General features: G+C 67.9%; 25 protein-coding genes and 1 pseudogene. 15 read left to right on the top strand and 11 right to left on the bottom strand.

Annotated features, from left to right (window positions below):
* Nucleotides 1-13: 13 nt before the first annotated feature.
* Nucleotides 14-551: pseudogene (gene grpE / locus O5O43_RS14380) on the top strand (nucleotide exchange factor GrpE).
* 44 nt (nt 552-595) lie between these two features.
* Here grpE and O5O43_RS14375 read toward each other — a convergent pair.
* From O5O43_RS14375 to O5O43_RS14365, 3 genes are all read right to left on the bottom strand, one after another.
* Entirely contained in the window at nt 596-1495 is a 900-nt protein-coding gene (locus O5O43_RS14375; RefSeq protein WP_271084581.1) for a dienelactone hydrolase family protein, read from the bottom strand.
* 91 nt (nt 1496-1586) lie between these two features.
* The gene (locus O5O43_RS14370; RefSeq protein WP_271084580.1) at nt 1587-2192 is read right to left on the bottom strand and encodes an alpha-ketoglutarate-dependent dioxygenase AlkB; all 606 of its coding nucleotides are present in this window, start codon (nt 2190-2192) and stop codon (nt 1587-1589) included.
* Nucleotides 2193-2235: 43 nt separating this feature from the next.
* Entirely contained in the window at nt 2236-2583 is a 348-nt protein-coding gene (locus tag O5O43_RS14365; RefSeq protein WP_271084579.1) for a hypothetical protein, read from the bottom strand.
* Nucleotides 2584-2898: 315 nt separating this feature from the next.
* Here O5O43_RS14365 and dnaK point away from each other — a divergent pair, with 315 nt between their 5' ends.
* The 3 genes from dnaK to dapB all read left to right on the top strand — a co-directional run bounded on the left by dnaK (nt 2899) and on the right by dapB (nt 6944).
* Complete coding sequence (dnaK, locus tag O5O43_RS14360; protein WP_271084578.1) at nt 2899-4803, top strand: molecular chaperone DnaK; 1905 nt, start codon at nt 2899-2901, stop codon at nt 4801-4803.
* Between the two features lie 162 nt (nt 4804-4965).
* Complete coding sequence (dnaJ, locus tag O5O43_RS14355; RefSeq protein ID WP_271084577.1) at nt 4966-6156, top strand: molecular chaperone DnaJ; 1191 nt, start codon at nt 4966-4968, stop codon at nt 6154-6156.
* A gap of 38 nt (nt 6157-6194) precedes the next feature.
* Nucleotides 6195-6944, top strand: a complete 750-nt coding sequence (gene dapB, locus O5O43_RS14350; RefSeq protein ID WP_271084576.1) for a 4-hydroxy-tetrahydrodipicolinate reductase — start codon at nt 6195-6197, stop codon at nt 6942-6944.
* An 82-nt stretch (nt 6945-7026) separates the two neighbouring features.
* Here dapB and trmB read toward each other — a convergent pair whose 3' ends face one another.
* The 5 genes from trmB to metK all read right to left on the bottom strand — a co-directional run bounded on the left by trmB (nt 7027) and on the right by metK (nt 10363).
* The gene (gene trmB, locus O5O43_RS14345) at nt 7027-7731 is read right to left on the bottom strand and encodes a tRNA (guanosine(46)-N7)-methyltransferase TrmB (RefSeq protein WP_271084575.1); all 705 of its coding nucleotides are present in this window, start codon (nt 7729-7731) and stop codon (nt 7027-7029) included.
* Between the two features lie 43 nt (nt 7732-7774).
* Nucleotides 7775-8152, bottom strand: coding sequence for a hypothetical protein (locus tag O5O43_RS14340; RefSeq protein ID WP_271084574.1), 378 nt, complete (start codon nt 8150-8152; stop codon nt 7775-7777).
* 123 nt (nt 8153-8275) lie between these two features.
* The gene (locus O5O43_RS14335) at nt 8276-8686 is read right to left on the bottom strand and encodes a hypothetical protein (protein ID WP_271084573.1); all 411 of its coding nucleotides are present in this window, start codon (nt 8684-8686) and stop codon (nt 8276-8278) included.
* Nucleotides 8687-8707: 21 nt separating this feature from the next.
* Complete coding sequence (locus O5O43_RS14330) at nt 8708-9073, bottom strand: hypothetical protein (protein ID WP_271084572.1); 366 nt, start codon at nt 9071-9073, stop codon at nt 8708-8710.
* Between the two features lie 93 nt (nt 9074-9166).
* Nucleotides 9167-10363: a methionine adenosyltransferase gene (gene metK, locus O5O43_RS14325; protein WP_271084571.1), complete on the bottom strand. Its 1197-nt coding sequence runs from the start codon at nt 10361-10363 to the stop codon at nt 9167-9169.
* Nucleotides 10364-10583: 220 nt separating this feature from the next.
* Between metK and O5O43_RS14320 the strand changes: the two genes are divergently transcribed.
* From O5O43_RS14320 to O5O43_RS14270, 11 genes are all read left to right on the top strand, one after another.
* Nucleotides 10584-10727: a hypothetical protein gene (locus O5O43_RS14320; RefSeq protein ID WP_271084570.1), complete on the top strand. Its 144-nt coding sequence runs from the start codon at nt 10584-10586 to the stop codon at nt 10725-10727.
* 23 nt (nt 10728-10750) lie between these two features.
* A complete protein-coding gene (locus tag O5O43_RS14315) occupies nt 10751-10924 on the top strand; it encodes a hypothetical protein (RefSeq protein WP_271084569.1) in 174 nt (57 codons plus the stop codon).
* Nucleotides 10921-11106, top strand: a complete 186-nt coding sequence (locus tag O5O43_RS14310; protein ID WP_271084568.1) for a hypothetical protein — start codon at nt 10921-10923, stop codon at nt 11104-11106. Before O5O43_RS14315 ends, O5O43_RS14310 begins: the two co-directional genes overlap by 4 nt.
* 251 nt (nt 11107-11357) lie before the next feature.
* Nucleotides 11358-11441 carry a potassium-transporting ATPase subunit F gene (locus O5O43_RS14305; protein WP_348637160.1) on the top strand — a complete coding sequence of 28 codons (84 nt, stop codon included), beginning with the start codon at nt 11358-11360 and terminating at the stop codon, nt 11439-11441.
* Nucleotides 11442-11454: 13 nt separating this feature from the next.
* Entirely contained in the window at nt 11455-13158 is a 1704-nt protein-coding gene (kdpA, locus tag O5O43_RS14300; RefSeq protein ID WP_271084566.1) for a potassium-transporting ATPase subunit KdpA, read from the top strand.
* 13 nt (nt 13159-13171) lie between these two features.
* Entirely contained in the window at nt 13172-15235 is a 2064-nt protein-coding gene (kdpB, locus tag O5O43_RS14295; protein WP_271084565.1) for a potassium-transporting ATPase subunit KdpB, read from the top strand.
* Nucleotides 15235-15390 (top strand): hypothetical protein, encoded by a 156-nt coding sequence (locus O5O43_RS14290; RefSeq protein ID WP_271084564.1) that lies wholly within the window; start codon nt 15235-15237, stop codon nt 15388-15390. Before kdpB ends, O5O43_RS14290 begins: the two co-directional genes overlap by 1 nt.
* A gap of 3 nt (nt 15391-15393) precedes the next feature.
* Nucleotides 15394-16101 (top strand): TorF family putative porin, encoded by a 708-nt coding sequence (locus O5O43_RS14285; RefSeq protein WP_271084563.1) that lies wholly within the window; start codon nt 15394-15396, stop codon nt 16099-16101.
* A gap of 12 nt (nt 16102-16113) precedes the next feature.
* On the top strand, nt 16114-16683 hold the full coding sequence (gene kdpC, locus O5O43_RS14280; RefSeq protein WP_271084562.1) for a potassium-transporting ATPase subunit KdpC: 570 nt from the start codon (nt 16114-16116) through the stop codon (nt 16681-16683).
* Nucleotides 16684-19353, top strand: a complete 2670-nt coding sequence (locus O5O43_RS14275) for a sensor histidine kinase KdpD (protein WP_271084561.1) — start codon at nt 16684-16686, stop codon at nt 19351-19353. It begins immediately after the preceding gene.
* On the top strand, nt 19353-20045 hold the full coding sequence (locus tag O5O43_RS14270) for a response regulator transcription factor (protein ID WP_271084560.1): 693 nt from the start codon (nt 19353-19355) through the stop codon (nt 20043-20045). The genes O5O43_RS14275 and O5O43_RS14270 overlap by 1 nt, the downstream gene beginning before the upstream one ends.
* A 116-nt stretch (nt 20046-20161) precedes the next feature.
* Here the strand turns inward: O5O43_RS14270 and O5O43_RS14265 are convergent, their stop codons facing one another.
* Genes O5O43_RS14265 through O5O43_RS14255 form a run of 3 tightly spaced genes read right to left on the bottom strand, consistent with a single transcriptional unit; the run spans nt 20162 to nt 22682 of the window.
* The gene (locus O5O43_RS14265; protein ID WP_271084559.1) at nt 20162-20557 is read right to left on the bottom strand and encodes a hypothetical protein; all 396 of its coding nucleotides are present in this window, start codon (nt 20555-20557) and stop codon (nt 20162-20164) included.
* A gap of 17 nt (nt 20558-20574) precedes the next feature.
* Nucleotides 20575-22296, bottom strand: a complete 1722-nt coding sequence (locus O5O43_RS14260) for a pilus assembly protein (protein WP_271084558.1) — start codon at nt 22294-22296, stop codon at nt 20575-20577.
* Complete coding sequence (locus tag O5O43_RS14255) at nt 22293-22682, bottom strand: response regulator (RefSeq protein ID WP_271084557.1); 390 nt, start codon at nt 22680-22682, stop codon at nt 22293-22295. Before O5O43_RS14255 ends, O5O43_RS14260 begins: the two co-directional genes overlap by 4 nt.
* Nucleotide 22683: the final 1 nt, after the last annotated feature.

The following is a 22683-nucleotide window of genomic DNA, read 5'->3' as shown; positions in this document are numbered from 1 at the left end:
GGATCCGGAAAGCCTGCTGCCGCTGGATCAGATCATCGCCGAGCGCGATGAGTGGAAGGACCGCGCCATGCGGGCCGCGGCCGAGGCGGACAACGTTCGCCGTCGCACCGAGACCCAGATGAACGATGCGCGGGCCTATGCGATCCAGCGCTTCGCCAAGGATCTGCTGGGCGTGGCCGACAATCTTGAGCGCGCGCTTCAGGCGGCGCCGAAAAAACGCCGACGCGGGCGAGGCCGGTCTGGTGACCGGTCTGGAGCTGACGCAGAAGTCGCTGCTGCAGGCCTTCGAGAACAACGGGCTGAAACGTGTGGCGCCTGGACCGGGCGACGTGTTCGACCCGCACCTGCATCAGGCCATGCTCGAACAACCCTCGACCGAGGTTCCCGGCGGGACGGTGCTGCAGACCATGCAGGCCGGCTTCGAACTGTTCGGCCGCACCGTGCGTCCGGCCATGGTCGTGGTGGCGGCCAAGGGTTCGGGTCCGCAAGGAGCGAGCCCCTATGGCGCGGCCCCGGGCGCGAACGGCGGGACGTTCGACGGCAAGGCGTAAGCCAAACCCGATCATCCCCGCGAAAGCGGGGATGATCGGAAACTCTAACGGAGCTTCGCCTCGAACAGGGCCAGCAGCCGCGCCCAGCCATCGGCGGCCTCGGTCGGGCGGTAGGAAGGCCGGTAGTCGGCGTGGAAGCCGTGCGGGGCGTCCGGGTAGAGTTTGATCCCGCTCTCGGTGGCGCCGGCCGCCTGAAGCGCCGTCTGCATGGCGGCGACGGTGTCGTTGGGAATGCCCTGGTCCTGGCCCCCGTAGTTGCCGATCACGACGCCCTTGAGGTCGCCGGCCAGGTCGACGGGATAGGGACGGCCGGCCTCGACCTGTTCGGGCGTGGCGGTCGCTGACGGGGCCAGACGGCCGTACCAGGCGACGCCGGCGTCGATGGCGGCGAACCGGGCGGCGGCCTGCCAGACGACCTTGCCGCCCCAGCAGAATCCGGTGATGCCGACCTTGTCGGTATTGGCCCAGAGTTGGCCCGACGCCCACTCCAGGGTCGCCGAGATGTCGCCCATGACCTGTTCGTAGCCGGCGGCGGCGACGATAGCCTGGATGCGCTGCATGTCCGACAGGGGCGCCGGGTCCTCGACGCGGACGAAGAAGGCCGGGGCGATGGCGGCGTAGCCGGCCTTGGCCAGGCGGCGGCAGACGTCCTGGATATAGCCATGCAGGCCGAAGATTTCAGACACCACCATCACGACCGGGAAGGGGCCGTCGCCCTCGGGGCGGGCGACATAGGCCGGCAGGTCGAACCCGTCGGCGGAGGGGTATGAGACGGTCTCGGTCGTCAGCCCCTCGGACGAGGTGACGATCGGCTGAGCGTCCTGGGCCAGGGCCGCGACGGCGTAGCCGGTGAACATGGCGCCGGCGGTCAGGCCGCCCAGAGCCCGGCGCGAGGGACGGAAATCGTCGGCGGTCGGGCCCTCGGGGCGGATCAGGACGGTCATGGCGCTTCCTTTTCGATTTCCAGGCCCGGACTGTGACGAGGTGCGACGGTTCCGTCGAGTCGCACCCTCTGTGAGCGTCTGGCCTGTGACGTCAGGCCGCGCGTCGCAGGGTCAGGTTGATCCGCCCTCCGCCGGGGATCAGGCGCGACGACCCGCTCAGAAGCCGGTCGACACCGTGCCGGGCGAGACGAGACGGGCCGGTCAGGGCGCAGACGTCGCCGGAATTCAGCTTCAGCGACCGCGTCGGGCCCTTGCCCGCCGGGCCGATGCGAAAGACGGCGGTGTCGCCGAGCGAGACCGACAGGACGGGCGCGCCGAGGTCGGCCTCGTCCTTGTCCTGATGCAGGCCCATGCGGGCGTCCTCGCGGTAGAGATTGACCAGGCAGGCGTCGGGGGGCGTGGGCCAGTCCGCGAGCGCGCTCCAGAGATCGAGGAGGATGGCGGGGATGGCGGGCCAAGGGCGCCCGGTCTCGGGATGTGTAGGCTGGTAGCGGTAGCCGCGCTGGTCCGACACCCAGCCGAGGGGGCCGAGATTGCTCATCCGGACCGAGAACGGCTTCCCGCCCGGGGTGACGGGGCGGTAGAGGGGCGCGATCTCGAGGGCGGCGTTCAGTTCGGCCAGAAGGGCGATCTGCGCGGCCTCATCCAGCCAGCCGGGCCAGTAGTGGAAACCGGGAAGGTCGGGGAAGGGCTGCATAGGGCTCAAGTAGCGGGCGACCGCGTCGCGAGCGATAGCCCGCCTATCGAGTGAAATAATAATCCGCGACCTGGCAGGCGTTGACGCCGTCGCGCTGGAGGGTCTGGCCGTTGTCGAATTGGGCGCGGAGGGAATAGCGACAGCCGCCGGCGCCGTCGTCGATCCGGACGACAGCGGAGGCTCCCGGCGAAAGGGGGCCGGAGGCGAGGAGGTCGCCGGTCCAGCCGCCGCCGGAAGAGGCCTGCAGATGGGTCATGGGCCAGCCGGTCTGATTGTGCACCCGGACGTTGCGATTGTAGGCGTCGTTCGATTGGCGCGGCGCGGCGCCGACGAGTGTCAGGCCGGTGAGGGCGATCACGGCAAGGCGGAGCTGGCGAGGCGGGGCGCGCATCATGGGGTCCTGGGGAGCAGGCTTGTGACCCGCAATCAGGTCGCAAAATGCCCCAGCGAGGCCCGCGATGCACCTGATGACCCCTGACTCCGGCGGATTCGCCGCGCCTTCTGCATCAAGCCCTTGCGGGGAGTGGCGACTTTCCCATATCCCGCACAGCCCGAGAGACCCCGCGATCCGTGGGGTTTCACGGCAGTTGAACCCAACCTGCCGCGCTCTCGCCCCCGAGAGGCGGCGCAAACAAAACGGGGGCGGTCACGCGCGGCGCTTTCAAAGGCCGCCGCATCGCCCGCCAGACGGAGAAAAGACAGGCTCATGGCCAAGATTATCGGTATCGACCTCGGCACCACCAACTCGTGCGTCGCCGTCATGGACGGCAAGAACCCCAAGGTGATCGAGAACGCCGAGGGCAACCGCACCACCCCGTCGGTGGTCGCGATCCAGGACGGCGGCGAGACCCTGGTCGGTCAGCCCGCCCGTCGCCAGGCGGTCACCAACCCGGCCAACACCTTCTTCGCCATCAAGCGCCTGATCGGCCGCAATTTCGACGATCCCGTCGTGGCGAAGGACAAGGGGATGGTCCCCTATGAGATCGTCAAGGGCCCGAACGGCGACGCCTGGGTGCGGGCCAACGGCAAGGACTACTCGCCGCAGCAGATCTCGGCCTTCACCCTGATCAAGATGAAGGAGGCCGCCGAGGCCTATCTGGGCGAGAAGGTCACCCAGGCCGTCATCACGGTTCCCGCCTACTTCAACGACTCCCAGCGTCAGGCGACCAAGGACGCCGGCAAGATCGCCGGCCTGGAAGTCCTGCGCATCATCAACGAGCCGACCGCGGCGGCCCTGGCCTACGGCCTGGACAAGAACGACGGCCAGAAGATCGCGGTCTACGACCTCGGCGGCGGCACCTTCGACGTCTCGATCCTGGAGATCGGCGACGGCGTGTTCGAGGTGAAGTCGACCAACGGCGACACCTTCCTGGGCGGCGAAGACTTCGACGTCCGTCTGGCCGACTACCTCGCCGACGAGTTCAAGAAGGAACAGGGCGTCGACCTGCGCCAGGACAAGCTGGCCCTGCAGCGCCTGCGCGAAGAAGCGGAAAAGGCCAAGAAGGAGCTGTCCTCGACGGCCCAGTACGAGGTCAACCTGCCGTTCATCACCATGAACGCCTCCGGTCCGCTGCACCTCAACATCAAGCTCAGCCGCGCCAAGCTGGAAGCCCTGGTCGACGACCTGATCCAGCGCACGATCGAGCCCTGCGCCAAGGCGCTGAAGGATGCTGGGCTGAAGGCCTCGGACATCGACGAAGTCGTTCTGGTCGGGGGCATGACCCGCATGCCCAAGGTTCAGGAGGCCGTGAAGGCCTTCTTCGGCAAGGAGCCGCACAAGGGGGTCAACCCCGATGAAGTCGTCGCGCTCGGCGCCGCCGTTCAGGCCGGCGTTCTGCAGGGCGACGTCAAGGACGTGCTGCTGCTGGACGTGACCCCGCTGACCCTGGGTATCGAAACCCTGGGCGGCGTCTTCACTCCGCTGATCGAACGTAACACCACGATCCCGACCAAGAAGTCGCAGGTCTTCTCGACCGCCGACGACAACCAGTCGGCGGTGACCATCCGCGTCTTCCAGGGCGAGCGTCCGATGGCCCAGGACAACAAGCTGCTGGGTCAGTTCGACCTGATGGGCATCCCACCGTCGCCGCGCGGCATGCCCCAGATCGAGGTCGCCTTCGACATCGACGCCAACGGCATCGTCAACGTCTCGGCCAAGGACAAGGCGACGAACAAGGAACAGTCGATCCGCATCCAGGCCAACGGCGGCCTGTCGGACGCCGACATCGAGAAGATGGTCAAGGACGCCGAGGCCAATGCCGCCGCCGACAAGGTCCGCAAGGAATTGGTCGAGGCCCAGAATGCCGCCGATAGCCTGATCAACTCGACCGAGAAGGCCCTGGCCGATCACGGCGACAAGGTCGGCGCCGACGAAAAGGCCGCGATCGAGACCGGCCTGGCCGAGCTGAAGACCGCTCGCGAGGGCACGGATGCGGAAGACATCCGCACCAAGACCAATACCCTGGTCCAGGCGTCGATGAAGCTGGGCGAGGCCATGTACGCCCAGAACGCCGGCGCCGCCGGTGACGATCAAGCGCCCGCCGACGACGGCGTGGTCGATGCGGAGTTCGAGGAAGTCCCGGGCGACGACGACCAGAAGAAGAGCGCCTAAAACGACATGGTCCTCCTCCGTGATCGGGGGAGGACCGTGGCTTTCATGAAACTTGCATCAGGCCATCCGGCGCCCATGTCCGTCATGGGCCGCCGTTCCGCTTGCGCCTTCGAGAAAGAGACGTGATCGGAATGTTCCGGGATGGCTTAGGGACGTCTGTAAATGGCGCGTGACTATTACGAGGTGCTGTCGGTCGAGCGGACCATCGACGCCGCCGGCCTGAAGTCCGCCTATCGCAAGCTGGCGATGGAGCACCATCCGGACCGCAATGGCGGGTCCGAAGAGTCGATGGCCAAGTTCAAGGAAATCTCCGAGGCCTATACGGTCCTCTCGGACGACCAGAAGCGCGCCGCCTATGACCGCTACGGCCATGCCGGCGTCAATGGCGGACAGGGCGGCTTCGGCGGGGGCCAGCAGGGCTTCCACGACGTCAACGACATCTTCTCCCAGGTCTTCGGCGACGCCTTCGGTGATGTCTTCGGCGGCGGCGGACGGCGCCAGTCGAACGGCCCGCGTCGCGGCTCGGACCTGCGCTACGACCTCGAGATCACCCTGGAGCAGGCCTATCAGGGCGCCGACGTCGAGATTTCGGTGCCGACCACGGCGACGTGCGACACTTGCGAAGGCACGGGCGCCAAGAACGGCGCCAAGCCGACGACTTGCTCGACCTGTCAGGGCGCGGGACGCGTGCGTCAGGCCAACGGCTTCTTCCAGGTCGAAAGGACCTGCCCGTCGTGCGGCGGTCAGGGCCAGCGCCTGTCCCAGGCCGATACCTGCACGACCTGCCATGGCCACGGCCAGGTGCGCAAGACCCGCAACCTGAATCTCAAAGTGCCCGCCGGCGTCGACGACGGCTCGCGCATCCGCCTGTCGGGCGAGGGCGATGCGGGCACGCGCGGCGGACCGCGCGGCGATCTCTATGTGTTCCTGTCGGTGGCTCCGCACGAATTGTTCGAACGGGACAATCTGGATCTGCTCTGCACCGTGCCGGTACCGATGACCGTCGCGGCCCTGGGCGGCGACATCGAGGCGCCGTGCCTCGTCTCGACCGCCTGCGACGGCGAGTGCAAGGCCCCGGTGTCGGTTCCGGCGGGCGCCCAGACCGGCAAGACCATCCGCATTCGCGGCAAGGGCATGCCTCACCTGAACGGCCGTCAGCGCGGCGATCTGGTCGTGGAGCTGTTCGTCGAGACCCCGACCGATTTGACGCCGCGCCAGAAGGAGCTGATGCAGGAACTGGCCGCCTCCTTCGGCGAGGGCCAGAATCCCAAGAACGCCTCCTTCGCGGGCAAGGCCAAGCGGTTCTGGGCCGATATCCTGGGTTCGGAAGACACGCGCGAGACGACGCAGTAGAACGTTCCCAGGACTTTGGGGACGAGGGGGTCTGAGCCTTGAGCGAACTGTTCCACGTCGGGATTTCCGGCGCACGCGGCCGGATGGGCCGGGCCGTGTCCCAGGCGCTGGACGCGCGCGAAGACGTCATGGTCGCCGTCCGCTTCGACTGGGGCGAGACGCCGGACCTGAGCCTGTGCGACGTGGTCATCGACTTTTCGACGGCCGAGGCCTCCGTGGCCCTGGCGACGGCCTGCGCCGAGGCCGGGGGCCCGGCCCTGGTGATCGGATCGACCGGCTTTTCACCCGAGCAGGACGCGGCGCTTCAGGCCGCGGCGGACAAGGTGGCGATCGTCCGCAGCGGAAACTTCTCTTTGGGCGTCAACATCCTGATCGGCCTGGTCGAACAGGCGGCCCACCGGCTGGACGCCCGCGACTGGGACATCGAGATCGCCGAGGCGCATCACCGTAAGAAGGTCGACGCCCCGTCCGGCACCGCTCTGATGCTGGGCGAGGCGGCGGCGGCGGGCCGGGGGCATGATCTGTCGGATCTGCGCCGCGCCCCTTACGACGGGATTTCCGAAGAGCGGGAGACCGGGACGATCGGTTTCTCCTCGGTCCGCGCGGGCGGGATCGTCGGCGAACATACGGTTCTGTTCGCTTCGGAGGCCGAGGTGCTGACGCTCAGCCACTCGGCCATCGACCGCAGCCTCTTCGCCAAGGGGGCCGTGGCGGCGGCGGCCTGGGTGCGGACGCGGAGGCCGGGACTATACGACATGCAGGACGTGCTGGGCTTCCGACAGGCATAACTGCCTCTGTCGCTTCGCGACGCGCTAACGCACGGCTCGCGGAGGCTCGCTGCTTGAACGCGGTTCATACGCTCGTTGACGGTTAGCCGACTTTCTCGAACTCCAGGAACAGCGGGTCGGTATCGCCCAGCTTCTTTTCCTCGTAGCGGGTCACGACGTGGTCCTCGGGCGCGACCTTCCAGTCGGACGCCTCGTCGGCCAGCCAGCGCAGACCCGGCGTCGCCAGGAAGCGCTCCAACGCCCAGCCGGCGTAGTCCTTCCAGTCGGTGACGAACCGCAGCCGGCCGCCGCGCTTGAGCTTGGCGGCCAGCTTGGCGGCGAACTCCGGCTGGATCAGGCGGCGCTTGTTATGGCGCGCCTTGTGCCAGGGATCGGGAAACAGGATCATGATCCGGTCCAGCGACCCGTCCGGAAGGGCGTCAACGACCGCCCGGGCGTCGTCGGCGTGCAGGCGGACGTTCTTCAGCCCCCCCTCGTCGATGTGACGCAGCGCCGAGGCCACCCCGTTGAGGAAGGGCTCGCAGCCGATCATGAGGGCGGACGGATATCGCGCGGCCTGGGCGGCCAGATGCTCGCCGCCGCCGAAGCCGATCTCCAGCCAAGCCTCTTTCGCCCCCGGCATCAGGGCTTGAACGTCGATCGGGCCCGCCGACGGATCGGGGACCTGAACCTGGGGCATCAGGGTGTCGAAGAGGGCCGCCTGGCGCGGCTTGATCGGGCGCGACTTGATCCGGCCGAAGGTGCGCAGCGGCGTATCTGGTCCGTGGGAGGAAGGCGGGGTCGTCATGGCGGGCTGGTTAGCCGACCCTGACGACCCTTGAAAGGCGGGATCAGTCGCCGTTGGTGCCGTAGATGCCTTCATTGGTCACCACGACATATTCCAGGTCGCAGAAGTCCAGACGCTCGGTGAACTCGTCGCCGTCGGTGAAGACGACCTTCACATAGTAGATGCAGGCGTCCTCGGAATCGTAGAAGCGCATGGCGACGTTGTCATGAGCCTCCAGGATGCGGGTTGGCATCCAGTCGCTGCTCCAGGTGCCGCCCGGCTCGCCGGTGTGGAAGGTAGCGATGGTGTAGTCGCTCTGGTTGACCAGATCGAAGGTGTAGTAGTCGCCGTCTGCCTGACGGACGGGTTCGGCGGCCGAGGCCGGCGCGGCGCCGGCGATCAGCGAGAGGGCGGCCAGCGCGCCCAGGATCATGGATTTCATTGAAGCAGTCCCCCAGCCGGGCGGGCATCGCCGAGCTTGATGCGACATGCGTGCAAGCTCCGGGCCCCGTCAATGGCTGACGCCGGATCGATCAGGAAGGGTCAGTCCGGCGAGAGGCTCTACCTAACGGCCGGCGGCGGCGGCCTGCGGATCGGAAATCTCGATCTGCGCGCAGACCTGTTCGATCCGGGTCACCAGCCGCTCGTCGCTGTCGCGAACCGCGATCGCCTTGGCGCCCTCGCAGTCCCCGCCGTTGATGAGCGCTGCGGCGGCCTCCGCCCGGCGGATGCGGCGCGGATTGTGGGTTGCGCGCCAGTAGGCCATTTGACGGTCGAAATAGGCGAAGTTGAAATTGCTTTCGAACCGGTCCGCCCGGCCGGCGGCGGCGTTCAAAGCGTAGGTTCGGTCGAAGGCGGCGCGGACCTGAGGATTGTCGATCGCCGGATGATAGGGCGGGGCGACGGGCGGCAACTGCTGGGCCACGGCGGGGGCCGCCAGAACGGTGACGAGAACGGAGATTGCGACGATCTTCATTTCCGATGTTCCTGCGGGCGCTCAGTTGGGACTTTCGGGCGTCTGAGCGGGAGAGGAGACTGCGGTGGTGGAGGCGCAGACCAGGGTGATCCGGGCGGCGAGCCGGCTGTCGTGCTCGCGTTCGGCCAGCGCCAGTGCGCCGGGGCAGTCGCCGGCGTTGATCAGGGCCGCCGCAGCGTTGGCTCGGCGGGCCCGGCGCGGGTTCTGGTCGGGATCCACGGCATCGGTCGGACCGGCAGGCGCGTCCAGCATCCGGGTGCGCATCCGTTCGGCATAGGCGGCCTGATCGTTCAGGGCGCCGCGCGCGGCCATGGGCGACGCCTGGAAAGCCATGGCCGGAAGAGCCGAGGCGAGGGCTGCGACGAAGACGATGCAGCGGATAACCATGACGCGAACCTCCGGCTTGCAGGCATAGAATGCCCGTCCGGGAAAAACGTCAAGACGACAGGCGGGCGGGACCGAAGCCCCGCCCGTTCGAAATCAGGCGAGGGCCTTGAGCTGATCGACCAGGTCGGTCTTTTCCCAGCTGAAGCCGCCGTCCGCGTCCGGCGTGCGGCCAAAGTGACCGTAGGCGGCGGTGCGGGCGTAGATCGGCTTGTTGAGGCCCAGGTGCTCACGGATCGCGCGCGGCGTGGCGCCGCCGATCAGACCCAGGATGTTCTCTTCCAGCTTGGCTTCCGAGACGCCCTTGCCCGTGCCGTGCAGGTCGACGTGGATCGACTGGGGCTTGGCCACGCCGATGGCGTACGAAATCTGGATGGTGCAGCGGTCGGCGAGGCCGGCGGCCACGACGTTCTTGGCCAGGTAGCGGCAGGCGTAGGCGGCCGAACGGTCGACCTTGGTCGGGTCCTTGCCGGAGAACGCGCCGCCGCCGTGCGGCGCCGCGCCGCCGTAGGTGTCGACGATGATCTTGCGGCCGGTCACGCCGGCGTCGCCGTCCGGCCCGCCGATCTCGAAGATGCCGGTCGGGTTGATGTGCCAGACGGTCTCATCGTCGGTGAAGCCCTCCGGCAGCACTTCGAGGATGTAGGGCTTGACGATTTCGGCCACCTGTTCCGACGACAGGCCGGCGGCGTGCTGGGTCGACAGGACGATCGAGGTCGCCTTGACCGGCTTGCCGTCGATGTACTGGATCGTGACCTGCGACTTGGCGTCCGGCTCGAGGCGCTTGTCGCCGCCGTGACGGACCTCGGCCAGGCGCTTCAGGATGTTGTGGCTGTACTGCAGTGTGGCCGGCATCAGTTCCGGCGTCTCGTTCGAGGCGTAACCGAACATGATCCCTTGGTCGCCCGCGCCCTCATCCTTGTTGCCGGCGGCGTCCACGCCGACCGCGATGTCGGCGGACTGACCGTGCAGGCGGTTGATGAACTCGAACTTGTCCCAGTGGAAGCCGGCCTGCTCGTAGCCGATGTCCTTGACGGCGGCCCGAACGGCGGCCTCGATCTCGGCTTGTACGCCGGGGGCCCACTCGCCCTTGGTGTCCATGATGCCGTGGCCGCGGATCTCGCCGGCCAGCACCACCAGGTTCGTCGTCGTCAGGGTCTCGCACGCCACGCGGGCATAGGGGTCCTTGGACAGGAACAGGTCCACGACCGTGTCGGAGATGCGGTCGGCAACCTTGTCGGGGTGGCCCTCGGAAACGCTTTCAGAGGTGAAGAGGAAGGAAGAACGGGACAAGTCAGATCGCTCCGGGCGGCCGCATCGCGGCGGGGTGGCTGGAGACATATAAAGATATGCTTATATGATCAAGAGAGGGTGTCGGCGGGGGACGCACGATGAAATTCCTCTCCCCGCGGATCGGACGAGCCCTTTACGAAAACATGATGGTTCGGTCGCGCTTCGAAATGGCGACGTTACGACCATCCGAGGTGAGATGCGGCGCCGAAAGGAGTCTCACATGAACCACGATCCCGTCCCGTTCCGCCCCGCCGGCGCCAAGGATCATCCACCCTCGATCTGGCGCATGACCATGGCGATGGTCGGGGCGGCCTTCGGCGCAGCAGTTTCGCCGACACCGATGCAGCGGAGGTCGGTGCGATGATGACCGGCTGTGTGGACCATTCCGTGGCCCGGAGCGCCCCGAAGGCCAAGGTCTATGCGGTCGTCGCCCGGGCTGGCGGCTGGAGCATCGTCCTCAACGGCGCCTGCACCCGACCCTTCCGCTCCCGCAGCGCAGCCAACCGCATCGCCCGCACGCTGCAACGTCAGGCCGACGCCCTGTCGAGTGCTCGGCGATGAGTCTCGCCCTCGATCCGCCGCCGGCCGCCATCGAGGTGCTGCCGGAGAAAGGCCGTTGGCGGCTGCGGTCCAGTGACGACCTGTTCAGCGGCATCTTCCTGGATCGCCGAACGGCCCTGCGACATGCGGAGGCCGAGGCGGACAGCCACCCCGGCCATATCGTCACCGTCCTCGAAGCCTGACGGCGCGACACCCGCCCGGCGCGCCCCGCGTCGGGCGTTTTCGTGCGCCGGTCGCCCGGCGCAACGCAGTTTTTATGCGGCTGTTATGCCCGGTCGGGAGAGTCGCATGGAGCCGTTACGCGGCTTTGTGGTCCTTCCGCCTCCTCAAATCTGGAGGCGCCTCACATGGCCGATCTTTTTTTTCTGGCGCTGGGCGGGGGGGCGTTCGTGCTCTTGGCCGTCCTCGCCTCAGCCCTGCGGAGGGTGTGACGATGGTCGCCCTTCTCTGGGGAGCCGGGGCCGTCGTGGTCGCCGTCTACATGATCGCGGCCCTGCTGCGCCCCGAGCGGTTCTGAAGGAGCCGCCACGATGACCATCCAAGGCTGGGCGGAAATCGCCCTGACGCTCGGTCTGTCGGTGCTGCTGGCCTGGCCGATCGGGATCTACATGTCGCGCGTCTGGAACGGCGAGCGGACCTGGCTCGACCCGGTGTTCAAACCGGTGGAAGGCGTCTTCTATCGCGCGTCCGGCATCGATCCGAAACGCAGCCAGGGCTGGGTCGGCTACGCCGGCGCCCTGATCGCCTTCAACGCCGTCGGCTTCTTTCTCCTGTTCGCCATCCTGCGCCTTCAGGGCGTCCTTCCTCTGAACCCACAGGGTTTTGCGGGACTGTCGCCACATCTGGCCTTCAATACGGCCGTCAGCTTCGTCACCAACACCAACTGGCAGTCCTACGGCGGTGAAACCACGGCCTCGACCTTCAGCCAGATGGTCGGCTTCACGACCCAGAATTTCCTCTCGGCCGCCACTGGCGCGACCATCGCCGCGGCCCTGGCGCGGGCCTTCGTCGCCGATCGCGGCGAGGGCGTGGGCAACTTCTGGGCCGACCTGACGCGGACCACCCTCTATGTGCTGCTGCCGCTCTCCATCGCGCTGGCGATGGTGCTGGCGGGCCTCGGGGTGGTGCAGAGCCTCTCGGCCTCCGCCGCGGCGACCGGCCTCGAAGGCGGAAGCCAGACCCTCTCCCTGTTTCCGGCCGCCAGCCAGGAGGCCATCAAGCAACTGGGCATCAACGGCGGCGGCGTCTTCAACGTCAACTCCGCCCACCCGTTCGAGAATCCCTCGCCCCTGACCAATCTGATCACGGCCGTGGCGATCAACGTCATGGGCTGGGCCGCCTTCTTCGCCTTCGGGCGCAGCGTCCTGGCGAAGAAGGATGTGCGCGCCCTCGTGGCCGCCGCCTTCGTTCTTCTCGCGACCTGCGCCGCCGGCATGTACGTCGTCGAAAGCCAGCCCGCCCCTGCCCTGGTCGCCGCCGGCATCGAACAGCCGGTCAATATGGAAGGCAAGGAGACCCGGTTCGGCGTGCCGGCCTCCGTCACCTGGGCCGCCCAGACCACTGGCGCCTCCAACGGCTCGGTCAACTCAATGCACGGCAGTTACCTGCCCCTGTCCGGCGGCATCCAGATGTTCCTGATGCAGCTGGGCGAGATCCTGCCCGGCGGCATTGGCTCGGGCATCGCGATCATGGCCGTCATGGCCATGCTGGCGGTCTTCGTCGCCGGCCTGATGGTCGGTCGCACGCCCGAATATCTCGGCAAGAAGATCGAGGCGCGCGAGATCCAGTTCGCCATGATCGCGGTCCTGGTCCTGCCGCTGGCCATCCTCGGCTTCACGGCGATCGCGGCGGTCTTCCCGACCGCCATGGACGGCCTGCTGAACCATGGGCCGCATGGCCTGTCGGAGATGCTCTACGCCTACACCTCCGCCGCGGCGAACAACGGCTCGGCCTTCGCGGGCCTGACGGCCAACGCCCCCTGGTGGAACACGACGCTGGGCATCGGCATGCTGATGGGGCGGTTCGTCCCCGCCGTCGCAGTCCTGGCCATCGCCGGCGCTTTGGTCGCCAAGCCCAAGCTCGCCCCCTCGACCGGAACCCTTCCGACCGACGGCCTGCAGTTCGTGGGCCTTCTGATCGGCGTCATCCTCATCCTCGGGGGCTTGCAGTTCTTCCCGGCCCTCGCCCTCGGTCCCATCGTCGAGCATTTCCAGATGCTCGGCGGGGTTCAGTGATCGGACACCCCCAATGACATTCGCAAACCCCGAGGAGGCCACTGCTTCCTCCACCTCTCCGCTGGGTCAGGGCCTCAACGACGCCATGCTGGGCCGCGCCCTGGCCGACGCCGTCGTCAAGCTGAACCCGCGTCATCTGCTGCGGAACCCGGTCATCTTCACGACCTGGATCGTCGCCCTTTTGGCCACCGTCTCGGCCGCCGGGGCTATGGCCTCGGGACAGGCGGCCGGCTTCGCCATCCAGTTGGCCCTGTGGCTCTGGGCCACCGTCTTGTTCGCCAATGTCGCCGAGAGCGTCGCCGAAGGGCGCGGGAAGGCGGCGGCAGACAGCCTTCGCGCCACCCGCGTGACGACCAAGGCCAAGCTGATCGTCGACCCCAGGACCGGCACGGTCGTCCCGACCCCGGCCGCTGAGCTGACCGTCGGTCAGATCGTCCTGGTCGAGGCGGGCGACGTCATCCCTTCGGACGGCGAGATCGTCGAGGGCGTCGCTTCGGTCAACGAGGCCGCCATCACCGGCGAGAGCGCTCCGGTGATCCGCGAAAGCGGCGGCGACCGCTCGGCCGTAACCGGCGGCACCACCGTCGTTTCCGACTGGATCAAGGTGCGCATCACCTCGGCTCCGGGTTCGACCTTCCTCGACCGGATGATCGCCATGGTCGAGGGCGCGAACCGGCGGAAGACGCCGAACGAACTGGCCCTGTCGGTCCTGCTGGCCGGCCTGACCCTGGTCTTCCTGATCGCGGTCGTGACCCTGGTGGGCCTCGGCGCCTATTCGGGCGTGAAGCTCGATCCCATCGTGCTGGGCGCCCTCTTCATCACCCTGATCCCCACCACCATCGGCGGCCTTCTATCCGCCGTCGGCATCGCCGGAATGGATCGGCTGCTGAAGGTCAACGTCCTGGCCACCTCGGGTCGGGCGGTCGAGGCCGCCGGAGATGTCGATACCCTGCTGCTCGACAAGACCGGCACCATCACCTTCGGCAACCGCATGGCGACCGAGGTCATCCCCGTCGCCGGCGTCCGCCCCGAGGCCGCCCTGCGCGCCGCCGTCATGGCGTCCCTGGCAGACGAGACGCCGGAAGGCCGCTCCATCGTCGAACTGGGCAAGAACGCCGGCGTCGTCGCCGAACTGCCGCAAGGCGCGACGGCCATCGCGTTCACCGCCGTGACACGTCAGTCGGGGGTCGATGCGGGCGAGCAGTCCTGGAGGAAGGGAGCGGTGGACGCCGTACTGAAATCGCTGGGCCAGGGGGCCACGCCCCCAACCGAGTTCACCGCCGCCGTGGATCGCATCGCCCGCTCGGGCGGGACGCCCCTGGCCGTCACCGAGAACGGCCGTCTGGTCGGGGTCATCCACCTGAAGGACGTGGTCAAGCCGGGGGTCAAGGCCCGCTTCGCCGAGCTGCGCGCCATGGGTCTGCGCACCGTGATGATCACCGGGGACAACCCGGTCACGGCCGCCGCGATCGCTAGTGAGGCCGGTGTCGACGACTACCTCGCCGAGGCGACGCCCGAGGACAAGATGCGTCTGATCAAGGCCGAACAGGCCAAGGGTCGTCTGGTCGCCATGTGCGGCGACGGCGCCAACGACGCTCCGGCGCTGGCCCAGGCCGATGTCGGTGTCGCCATGCAGACCGGCGCACAGGCCGCACGCGAGGCCGGCAACATGGTCGATCTCGATAGCGATCCGACCAAGGTCATCGAGATCGTCGAGGTCGGCAAACAGCTCCTGATCACCCGCGGCGCCCTGACCACCTTCAGCATCGCCAACGACGTGGCCAAATATTTCGCCATCATCCCGGCGATGTTCGTGGTCGCCCTGCCCGCTCTGGGCGCGCTCAACATCATGCGCCTGAACAGCCCCGAGAGCGCCATCCTGTCGGCGGTCATCTTCAACGCCCTGGTCATCGTCGCCCTGATCCCGCTGGCGTTGCGCGGCGTCAAATACCGGGCGGTCGGGGCCGGCAAGCTCCTGGGCCGCAACCTCCTGATCTACGGCCTGGGCGGCCTCGTCGCGCCCTTCGTCGGCATCAAGGCGATCGACCTGATCCTCACCGGACTGGGTCTGGCCTGATGTCCCGCCGCTTCAAGGCCGCCGGCAAGAACGACGCCTGGTTCGCCCTCTTCTTCATAGCCGCCATCGTCGTGGCCGCCCTGATCCCGCGCCACGACGACGCCGGCCAGACCGACAGACCCGCGCCGGTTCCGGCCGCCGCACTCAAGGAATAGACAATGGAAACTCAAACCCGCACGGCCGTCGCGATCACCGCGCTCCTGACCCTCGGATCGCTCGCCGCACAGGCCGCCGCCCAGACCACCGGCCCGCAGTGGTCGTTCAACGCCGCCGCGACCTCCGACTACGTCTTCCGGGGCGTCAGCCAGACGGAGGAAGACCCCGCGATCTCCGCCGGCGCCGACGTCACGACGGGCCAGTTCTACGCCGGCGCCTGGGCCTCGAACGTCGCCTTCCCCGGCGATGGAGACACCGATGCGGAGGCCGACCTCTACGGCGGCTTCCGTCCCGAGGTCTCCGGCTGGAGCCTCGACCTCGGCGTGGTCGGCTATCTCTATGCCGGGCAGCCGGACGGCGCCGACTACGACTACGTCGAGCTGAAAGCCGCCGCGTCGCGTGCTGTCGGTCCGGCCACGGTCGGAGCCGCCGTCTACTGGTCGCCCGATTTCTTCGGGGCCTCGGAAGACGAGGCGACCTATGTCGAGGCGAACGCCGCCGTCAGCCCCGCCGAAAAATGGACGATCTCTGGCGCGCTTGGCCGTCAGGTCCTGTCGTCCGACTTCGATTACACCACGTGGAACTTCGGCGCGGCCTACCAGCTGATCGACAATCTCGCTCTCGATGTCCGCTACCACGACACCGACCAGCACGACTTCGGCGACATCTACGGCGCGCGCGCCGTGGCCTCGCTGAAGGCCGTCTTCTAAGGAGCGCCCGACATGCTCGCCCACCTTCGCCCCGCCGTCGTCATGACGGCCCTGTTCACCCTGGTCCTGGGCCTCGCCTATCCTCTGGCCATCACCGGCTTCGCCCAGGGCCTGTTCCCGGCCCAGGCCAACGGCAGTCTGGTTCGCGGCGCCGACGGCGCGGTGCAGGGCTCCTCCCTGATCGGCCAGCCTTTCGCCGAGGCCGGCTATCTGCACCCCCGTCCATCCGCGGCCGGCGACGGCTACGACGCCGCCGCCTCGTCGGGCTCCAACCTCGGGCCGCTCAACCCGGACCTCGCCGCGCGGATCAAGACCGACGCCGACGCCATCCGCGCCGACACCGGCGCCTCGGTCCTGCCGGCCGACGCGGTCACGGCCTCCGGTTCGGGACTCGACCCGGACATCTCACCGGCCTATGCCCGTCTTCAGGCCGCCCGCATCGCGACGGCCCGAGGCCTGACCGTCGAAGAGGTGCAGAGCGTGATCGACCGCCATACCGAAACGCCGTTGCTCGGCTTCATCGGCCAGCCGCGCGTGAACGTCCTGATGACCAACCGGGCGTTGGACGCCCTGGCCGGCTAGTTGGCCGAGCCTTCCAGCGTCGACGCCCCACAGCCGACCTCGCGCAAGCGGGGCCGGCTGAAGGTCTTTCTCGGCATGTCTCCCGGCGTCGGCAAGACCTACGAAATGCTTCGCGCCGCGCGCCGCCGAAAAGCCGAGGGTGAGGACGTCCTGGTCGGTCTGGTCGAGACCCACGGCCGCCGCGAGACCGAAAGCCTCCTGCGCGGGCTCGAGGTGCTGGCCCGCAACCCCGTCGACTACAAGGGCCGCGCCCTGATGGAGTTCGACATCGACGGCGCCATCGCACGTCGTCCGGGCCTGCTGCTGGTCGACGAATACGCCCACTCCAACGCGCCGGGCTCGCGCCACCCCAAACGCTGGCAGGACGTTGAGGAGATATTGAAGGCCGGGATCGACGTCTGGACGACGCTGAACGTCCAGCATCTGGAGAGCCTGTCCGACGTCGTCCTGCGCATCACCGGCGCCCGCCAGCGCGAGACCGTCCCCGACAGCGCCCTCGCCCGCGCCGACGACATCGAGGTCGTGGACATCACCCCCGACGAACTCCGCAAGCGTCTCGCCGAGGGCAAGGTGTACGTCCCCGAGACCGCCCGGCTGGCGTCGGAGAATTTCTTCAAGGTCGAGAACCTGACGGCGCTCCGCGAACTCGCCCTGCGCCGCGCCGCGGAGACCGTGGACGACCAGTTGCTGGTCCATCTGCGCGAGAAGGGCGTGTCCGGTCCCTGGGCGGCGGGCGCACGCATCCTCGTCCTGATCGGCGGCGACGCCATGGCCGCGCCCCTCGTCCGGGCGGGTCGGCGCCTGTCCGGCATGATGATGGACGCGCCCTGGACCGTCGCCACGGTGGACCGCGCCGCCGTGTCCGCCGAGGGCGCCGCCCGGCTCTCGGAGGCGCTGAAGCTGGCCGAACAGTTGGGCGCCCGAACGGTGACCCTGACCGGAGACGACGTCGTCCGCACCGTCATGGACCACGTTCAGCGCAACCATGTGACCCAGATCGTCGTAGGCAAGGGGCGCTCCAGCCCCTGGCGCGACCTGTTCGGTCGCTCGCTGGCCGTCGCCTTGCTGCGCTCGTCCAGCGGCGCGGCGATCCACATCGTCACCGACGCCGGAGAAGCGCCGACCGCCGCGCCCAGACCGGCGTCCGCCCCGAGCCCGGCGGCCGGGCGCGGTTATGCCATCGGCGCCGGTTTCATCGGCCTGGCGACCCTCACGGCCCTCGGCCTGGACCAGGCGTTCGAGCGGGTCGATCTCGGCGTCATCTATCTTGCGGCCGTGGTCGCGGCGGGCGCCCTCTACGGTCTGCGTCCCGCCCTGACGGCGGCGACGGCGGCCTTCCTGATCTACAACTTCCTGTTCCTCCAGCCGCGCTACAGCTTCGCCATCGGCTCCCCGACCGACGTCCTGACCCTCGTCGTCTTCTGGGGCGTCGCCCTGCTGACCGGCGTGCTGGCGGGCCGCGTCCGCGAGCAGGCCGGCCGCACCCAGCGTCGCGCCGCCGCCGTCTCGGCCCTGCTCGGCGCCAGCGAGGCCCTGGCCGGCGCCGACGACCGTCAGGCCACCGCGACAGTCCTCGCCGAACAGGCCGCCGAGGCCGCCTCCGCCAAGGCCGTGGTCCTCCTTCCGCAGGGCGACGACATCGTCATCGCCGCCGGCGCCCCGGACACTCCCGCCCTCGGAGCCGCCGCCATGGCCGCCGCCCGCTGGGCCTGGGAGCATGGCGAGGCCGCCGGTTTCGGCACCGGCACCCTGCCCCAGGCCTCCTGGACCTTCCGCCCGCTCCAGGGCGTGCGCGGCCGCGTCGGCGTCGCCGGCATCGAGGCCGACGCCCTCGCCCCCGGCTCTGACGAGGAACGGCTGGCGCTGGCCCTGCTCGATCAGGGCGCCGTCGCCATCGAACGCGCCGACCTCGCCGGCCAGGCGGTCGAGACCGAGACCCTGCGCCGCGCCGATCGCTTCCGCGCCGTCTTGATGAACTCGGTCAGTCACGACCTGCGGACGCCCCTGTCCACCGTCCTCGGCTCGGCCACGACCCTGATCGACTACGGCGAGGGCCTGTCGCAGGAGGTCCGCGACGACCTCATGCTCAGCATCCGCGAGGAGGCCGAGCGGCTGAACCGCTATGTCGGCGACCTTCTCGACATGACCCGGCTGGAGGGCGGCGCTCTTCACGTCCGGGCCGAGTGGATCGATGTCCGTGACATCCTCAACGCGGCGGCCGAACGCATCGCCCGCCGTCTCGGCGCCCGCACCGTCACGCGCGACTTCCCGGCCGAGCTCAGCCTGGTGAAGGCCGACGACGGCCTTCTGGAACAGGCCCTGGTCAACATTCTCGAGAACGCCATCGCCTATTCCCCCGACGGTTCCGCCATCGAACTGGCCGCCTACGAGGACCGCGGCTCGGTCGTCATCTCCATCGAGGACGAAGGCCGGGGCATCCCCACCGCCGAGCTCGAACGCGTCTTCGACAAATTCCAACGCATGGACGAACCCACGGACCGCGCCAAGGGCGTGGGCCTCGGCCTCGCCATCGCCAAGGGCTTCGTCGAGGCCATGCAGGGCCGCATCGCCGCCGCCAGCCCGATCCACGACGGCGACGAGGCCCGCCCCGGAACCCGCATCCTGATCCGCCTGCCCAAGGCCATCGTCACCCACCGCGAGTTGCTGTGATGTCCGCCGTGCGCCCCCAGATCCTCGTCATCGACGACGAACCCCAGATCCACCGTTTCCTCTCGCCAGCCCTCGACGCCGCCGGTTACGACGCCAAACGCGCCGACAGCGGTCAGGAGGGTCTGCGCGGCATCGCCCTGTGGAGCCCCGACGCCGTAGTCCTCGACCTCGGCCTGCCCGACATGGACGGCAAGGAGGTCCTGCGTCGCGCCCGCGAGTTCTACGACGGCCCGATCATCATCCTGTCCGCCCGTGACAGGGAGGCCGAGAAGATCGCAGCCCTCGATCTCGGCGCCAACGACTATGTCGAAAAGCCCTTCGGCGTCGGCGAACTCCTGGCTCGGATTCGCGCCGGCCTGCGCCAGGGCGCCCTGCGTCCGGTCGCCTCCGGGGTCGTCACGGCCGGCGAGGTCTCCATCGACCTCGACCGCCGCCTCGTCACGCGCGGCCAGGAGCGGCTGAAACTGCGGCCCAAGGAGTACGACGTCCTCTCCTACCTCGCCCGCAACGCCGGCAAGGTCGTCAGCCACGCCGACCTCCTGACCGCCATCTGGGGTCGGGCCCATGCCGACGACATCCAGTATCTGCGCGTCGTGGTCGGCCAGCTGCGCCACAAGATCGAATCCGATCCGGCGCATCCCATGCTGCTCGTGACCGAAGCAGGGATTGGCTATCGGCTGGATCAGGTCTGATCGGGCCGGGGTCGCCCGCGCCAACGACGGGCGTCCGATGGTCCGTAGGCGCCGTCTCAGACGCTCAGCCAACGACGGCTCCCAGCCCTGAGCGGACTAGGCCGGCATGGCTCGGCTTAGCCTCGGCGGTCGCCCTGCCGTCGATCGGCTTGGCGCGCGCCGCCGTTTGCCATCATAAGTTCCAGGCGAATCTCGATCAGCCTTTGCTCGATGCAGCCGAGCAGGAACGCCAGCAGACAGAAAGCCGACACCGCAGCGGCAACCAAGAGGTTAACCCAGGGAACTGCGTCCAAAACGAAGAGGCTGGTCGCGAACACGAGGCCGGTGAGGGTCGCAGAAATCCCGGTCGCGCTCAGGGCGATCGTCTGAAGAAGGGACCGACGCGGCGCGACCTTGTTGATGCGGTTGCCGGGCTTGCGCCTCTCGCGCCCTCGACGGTCGGTCTGCTCGCGCCTTTCGGCGGGCGGTTCGATGACGGCCGATCGCTCGATGACTGCAGCTTCCAAAGACATGACGGGTCCTCACTCAACTAGCGCGAAATACGCAGATTCTCGATGGCGCCGGCGATCCGGTCGAAGGCTGCGCCGATGCCGGATGCACTGGTGACCGGGAAGTAATGCTCTTCATCGGAGGCGCACCGACGCAGCATGGTCTGCGCCGAGGCATCGACCTGAACGGCCACGGTGTAGACCTCTATGTTCGCGCCCTTCATGTTGCCGCACATGTCCTCCACTCCGGAGGTCGGGTGATCGAAGCGGTTATCCATGGCGGTTCGACGCTGAGACTCCGAGCCTGACGTAATGCCGATCCGCCCCTGGCCGATGTAACCCAGACCGCTGTAGGTGCTGAGGTTCGGATTGTCGGCGCCGCCCATCACGTTCTCGCCGTCGGTCATGATGATAATGATCTTGGTCAGGCGATCCGTGCCATAGGCGCGTCCATCTCCGAACGGAGCATTGGGCGACAGAGTGTGCCAACCCCACATCGTGCCGAGCGGGACATTGGTGTTTCCGGTCGCGGCCATGGCGTTCACCGCCGAGCGCAGCCGGTCATAGTCGTCGGTCAGACGGATCAGCGGCTGGAGGTCACAGCCCTTGTTCGGACCCCGAGCGCTGTTCAGGCTGAAGAAGGGCGATGTGGAGTACTTCTGCCAGCGCCGCTGACGGTTGTTCCATTGGGTGTCTCGCGCCGAACTGCTGCCGACGTTCGACCTTCCGTTGCTCAAACCATCGAGAACGTAGTCATTCTCGTAATCCCAGTTCTGCCACGTCGCGTCGTTGGGATAGGCGGCGCGGTCGGGCGAGTCAGGTGAGAAGTAAGGGACGAAGAGACGGTCCTGATTGCCGGCGATCGGCGCTGTATCGCGTATGTCGTAGGGTGCGGCGCGAGACTCCACGCACCCCGCCCAGGTTGTTCCTAGATCACCGAACAGGCCGAAGCGTCCCTTGTTCGTGACCAGGTCCGAGCCCGTGTGATTGTTGGCGTTCGACATGTAGCTGGGGACGGAGTTCGACCCCCCTGGCGAGATCCGCACCGTCTGGGAAAACGGGACGAGCGAAATCTTGATCGCATCGGGTTCGATCGATCGACTGTCGGCAGCCTCCAGTCGGTCGATCAGATCCTTTGCGGCCGCCTTGAGGTTGGTCAGTTTCGCACCAGCCATCGAGCCGGTGTTGTCCAGGACGAGAGCCACTTCGATCCGGTTGTTCGAGCGCAAGACTTCCGAATGGGCGTTCACCGGAATCTGATCCCCCGTGCCTCTTCCGACCAGCGGCAGGACGATGTCCGCAACCAACGCCTCCACGCTCACGCGTGTGTCGCCGACCACGGCTCCCGTGTTGTCCAGCTTGAAGGTCGTCTGGCCCGTCAACAAGGTGATGTCCTTGTAGGGAGCCAGGTTGGCCTGGAGCGACGCCAGACCGACCCGGGTGATATCGGCGTCGCTGGTGTAGGGCGAACGGGCTGCAGCGAGGGTCGCGGCGTCGAGCGAGTCCTGCAGATTGCTCTTCACCGTCGATGCGCGGTGGATGTCGATGCCCCCGAAAGTCACCAGCATGAGGAGAGGCACCACAAAGGCCGAGATCATCGCGATGTTGCCGCTCGTGTCGGTCGCAAACGAGCGCAACGGCGTCTGAGAGATGCCGGCGACGATACCTTGCCGGGCCCGCGTTGCGATCTGAAGAGCCCGGCTGATCCACATCCGGAGACGATAGCGTGAAGGGGTGAAGGGGTTGATAAGACGGCGGGTCAAGGCGTCTGGCTCGTGCGACGGTTGTCCAGAACCCCTTCAACCGCGTTCAGCAGCGGTTCTCGAAGCAGCGGTTTGGACATGACGGCGCTGGCCCCGAAGGCGCTGGCCGGCCGTAGCAAACTCTGCGTATCCATGCGGCCGCCGCTGGAGACCGCGAGGATCGGGAGCGTCACGCCGGCGGCGCGGAGTTCAAGAATGACCTCAAGCCCGTCTTTCTCGGGCATGAGCATGTCCAGGATCAGAAGATCCGGCGACTTTGACCGGACGGCGTCGAGTGCAACGACCCCATTTTCGGCGTCGAACACCTCATGTCCGGCCGTACGCAGATATTCCCCGACCGATAGCCTGAAAATCGGATCGTCGTCGGCCAGCACGATACGGGCCATA

This window comes from Brevundimonas sp. NIBR11, assembly GCF_027912535.1.
Lineage (GTDB): Bacteria > Pseudomonadota > Alphaproteobacteria > Caulobacterales > Caulobacteraceae > Brevundimonas.
The sequence above is the reverse complement of the archived record's forward strand: the minus strand, read 5'-3'. Positions and strand labels throughout refer to the sequence as shown.

What these genes read in the sequence shown, in the direction of transcription:
- O5O43_RS14375 (WP_271084581.1), bottom strand. Translation starts at nt 1,495, where the DNA reads ATGACCGTCCTGATCCGCCCCGAGGGCCCGACCGCCGACGATTTCCGT.
- O5O43_RS14370 (WP_271084580.1), bottom strand. Translation starts at nt 2,192, where the DNA reads ATGCAGCCCTTCCCCGACCTTCCCGGTTTCCACTACTGGCCCGGCTGG.
- O5O43_RS14365 (WP_271084579.1), bottom strand. Translation starts at nt 2,583, where the DNA reads ATGCGCGCCCCGCCTCGCCAGCTCCGCCTTGCCGTGATCGCCCTCACC.
- dnaK (WP_271084578.1), top strand. Translation starts at nt 2,899, where the DNA reads ATGGCCAAGATTATCGGTATCGACCTCGGCACCACCAACTCGTGCGTC.
- dnaJ (WP_271084577.1), top strand. Translation starts at nt 4,966, where the DNA reads ATGGCGCGTGACTATTACGAGGTGCTGTCGGTCGAGCGGACCATCGAC.
- trmB (WP_271084575.1), bottom strand. Translation starts at nt 7,731, where the DNA reads ATGACGACCCCGCCTTCCTCCCACGGACCAGATACGCCGCTGCGCACC.
- O5O43_RS14340 (WP_271084574.1), bottom strand. Translation starts at nt 8,152, where the DNA reads ATGAAATCCATGATCCTGGGCGCGCTGGCCGCCCTCTCGCTGATCGCC.
- O5O43_RS14335 (WP_271084573.1), bottom strand. Translation starts at nt 8,686, where the DNA reads ATGAAGATCGTCGCAATCTCCGTTCTCGTCACCGTTCTGGCGGCCCCC.
- O5O43_RS14330 (WP_271084572.1), bottom strand. Translation starts at nt 9,073, where the DNA reads ATGGTTATCCGCTGCATCGTCTTCGTCGCAGCCCTCGCCTCGGCTCTT.
- O5O43_RS14320 (WP_271084570.1), top strand. Translation starts at nt 10,584, where the DNA reads ATGAACCACGATCCCGTCCCGTTCCGCCCCGCCGGCGCCAAGGATCAT.
- O5O43_RS14310 (WP_271084568.1), top strand. Translation starts at nt 10,921, where the DNA reads ATGAGTCTCGCCCTCGATCCGCCGCCGGCCGCCATCGAGGTGCTGCCG.
- O5O43_RS14305 (WP_348637160.1), top strand. Translation starts at nt 11,358, where the DNA reads ATGGTCGCCCTTCTCTGGGGAGCCGGGGCCGTCGTGGTCGCCGTCTAC.
- kdpA (WP_271084566.1), top strand. Translation starts at nt 11,455, where the DNA reads ATGACCATCCAAGGCTGGGCGGAAATCGCCCTGACGCTCGGTCTGTCG.
- kdpB (WP_271084565.1), top strand. Translation starts at nt 13,172, where the DNA reads ATGACATTCGCAAACCCCGAGGAGGCCACTGCTTCCTCCACCTCTCCG.
- O5O43_RS14290 (WP_271084564.1), top strand. Translation starts at nt 15,235, where the DNA reads ATGTCCCGCCGCTTCAAGGCCGCCGGCAAGAACGACGCCTGGTTCGCC.
- O5O43_RS14285 (WP_271084563.1), top strand. Translation starts at nt 15,394, where the DNA reads ATGGAAACTCAAACCCGCACGGCCGTCGCGATCACCGCGCTCCTGACC.
- kdpC (WP_271084562.1), top strand. Translation starts at nt 16,114, where the DNA reads ATGCTCGCCCACCTTCGCCCCGCCGTCGTCATGACGGCCCTGTTCACC.
- O5O43_RS14270 (WP_271084560.1), top strand. Translation starts at nt 19,353, where the DNA reads ATGTCCGCCGTGCGCCCCCAGATCCTCGTCATCGACGACGAACCCCAG.
- O5O43_RS14265 (WP_271084559.1), bottom strand. Translation starts at nt 20,557, where the DNA reads ATGTCTTTGGAAGCTGCAGTCATCGAGCGATCGGCCGTCATCGAACCG.
- O5O43_RS14255 (WP_271084557.1), bottom strand. Translation starts at nt 22,682, where the DNA reads ATGGCCCGTATCGTGCTGGCCGACGACGATCCGATTTTCAGGCTATCG.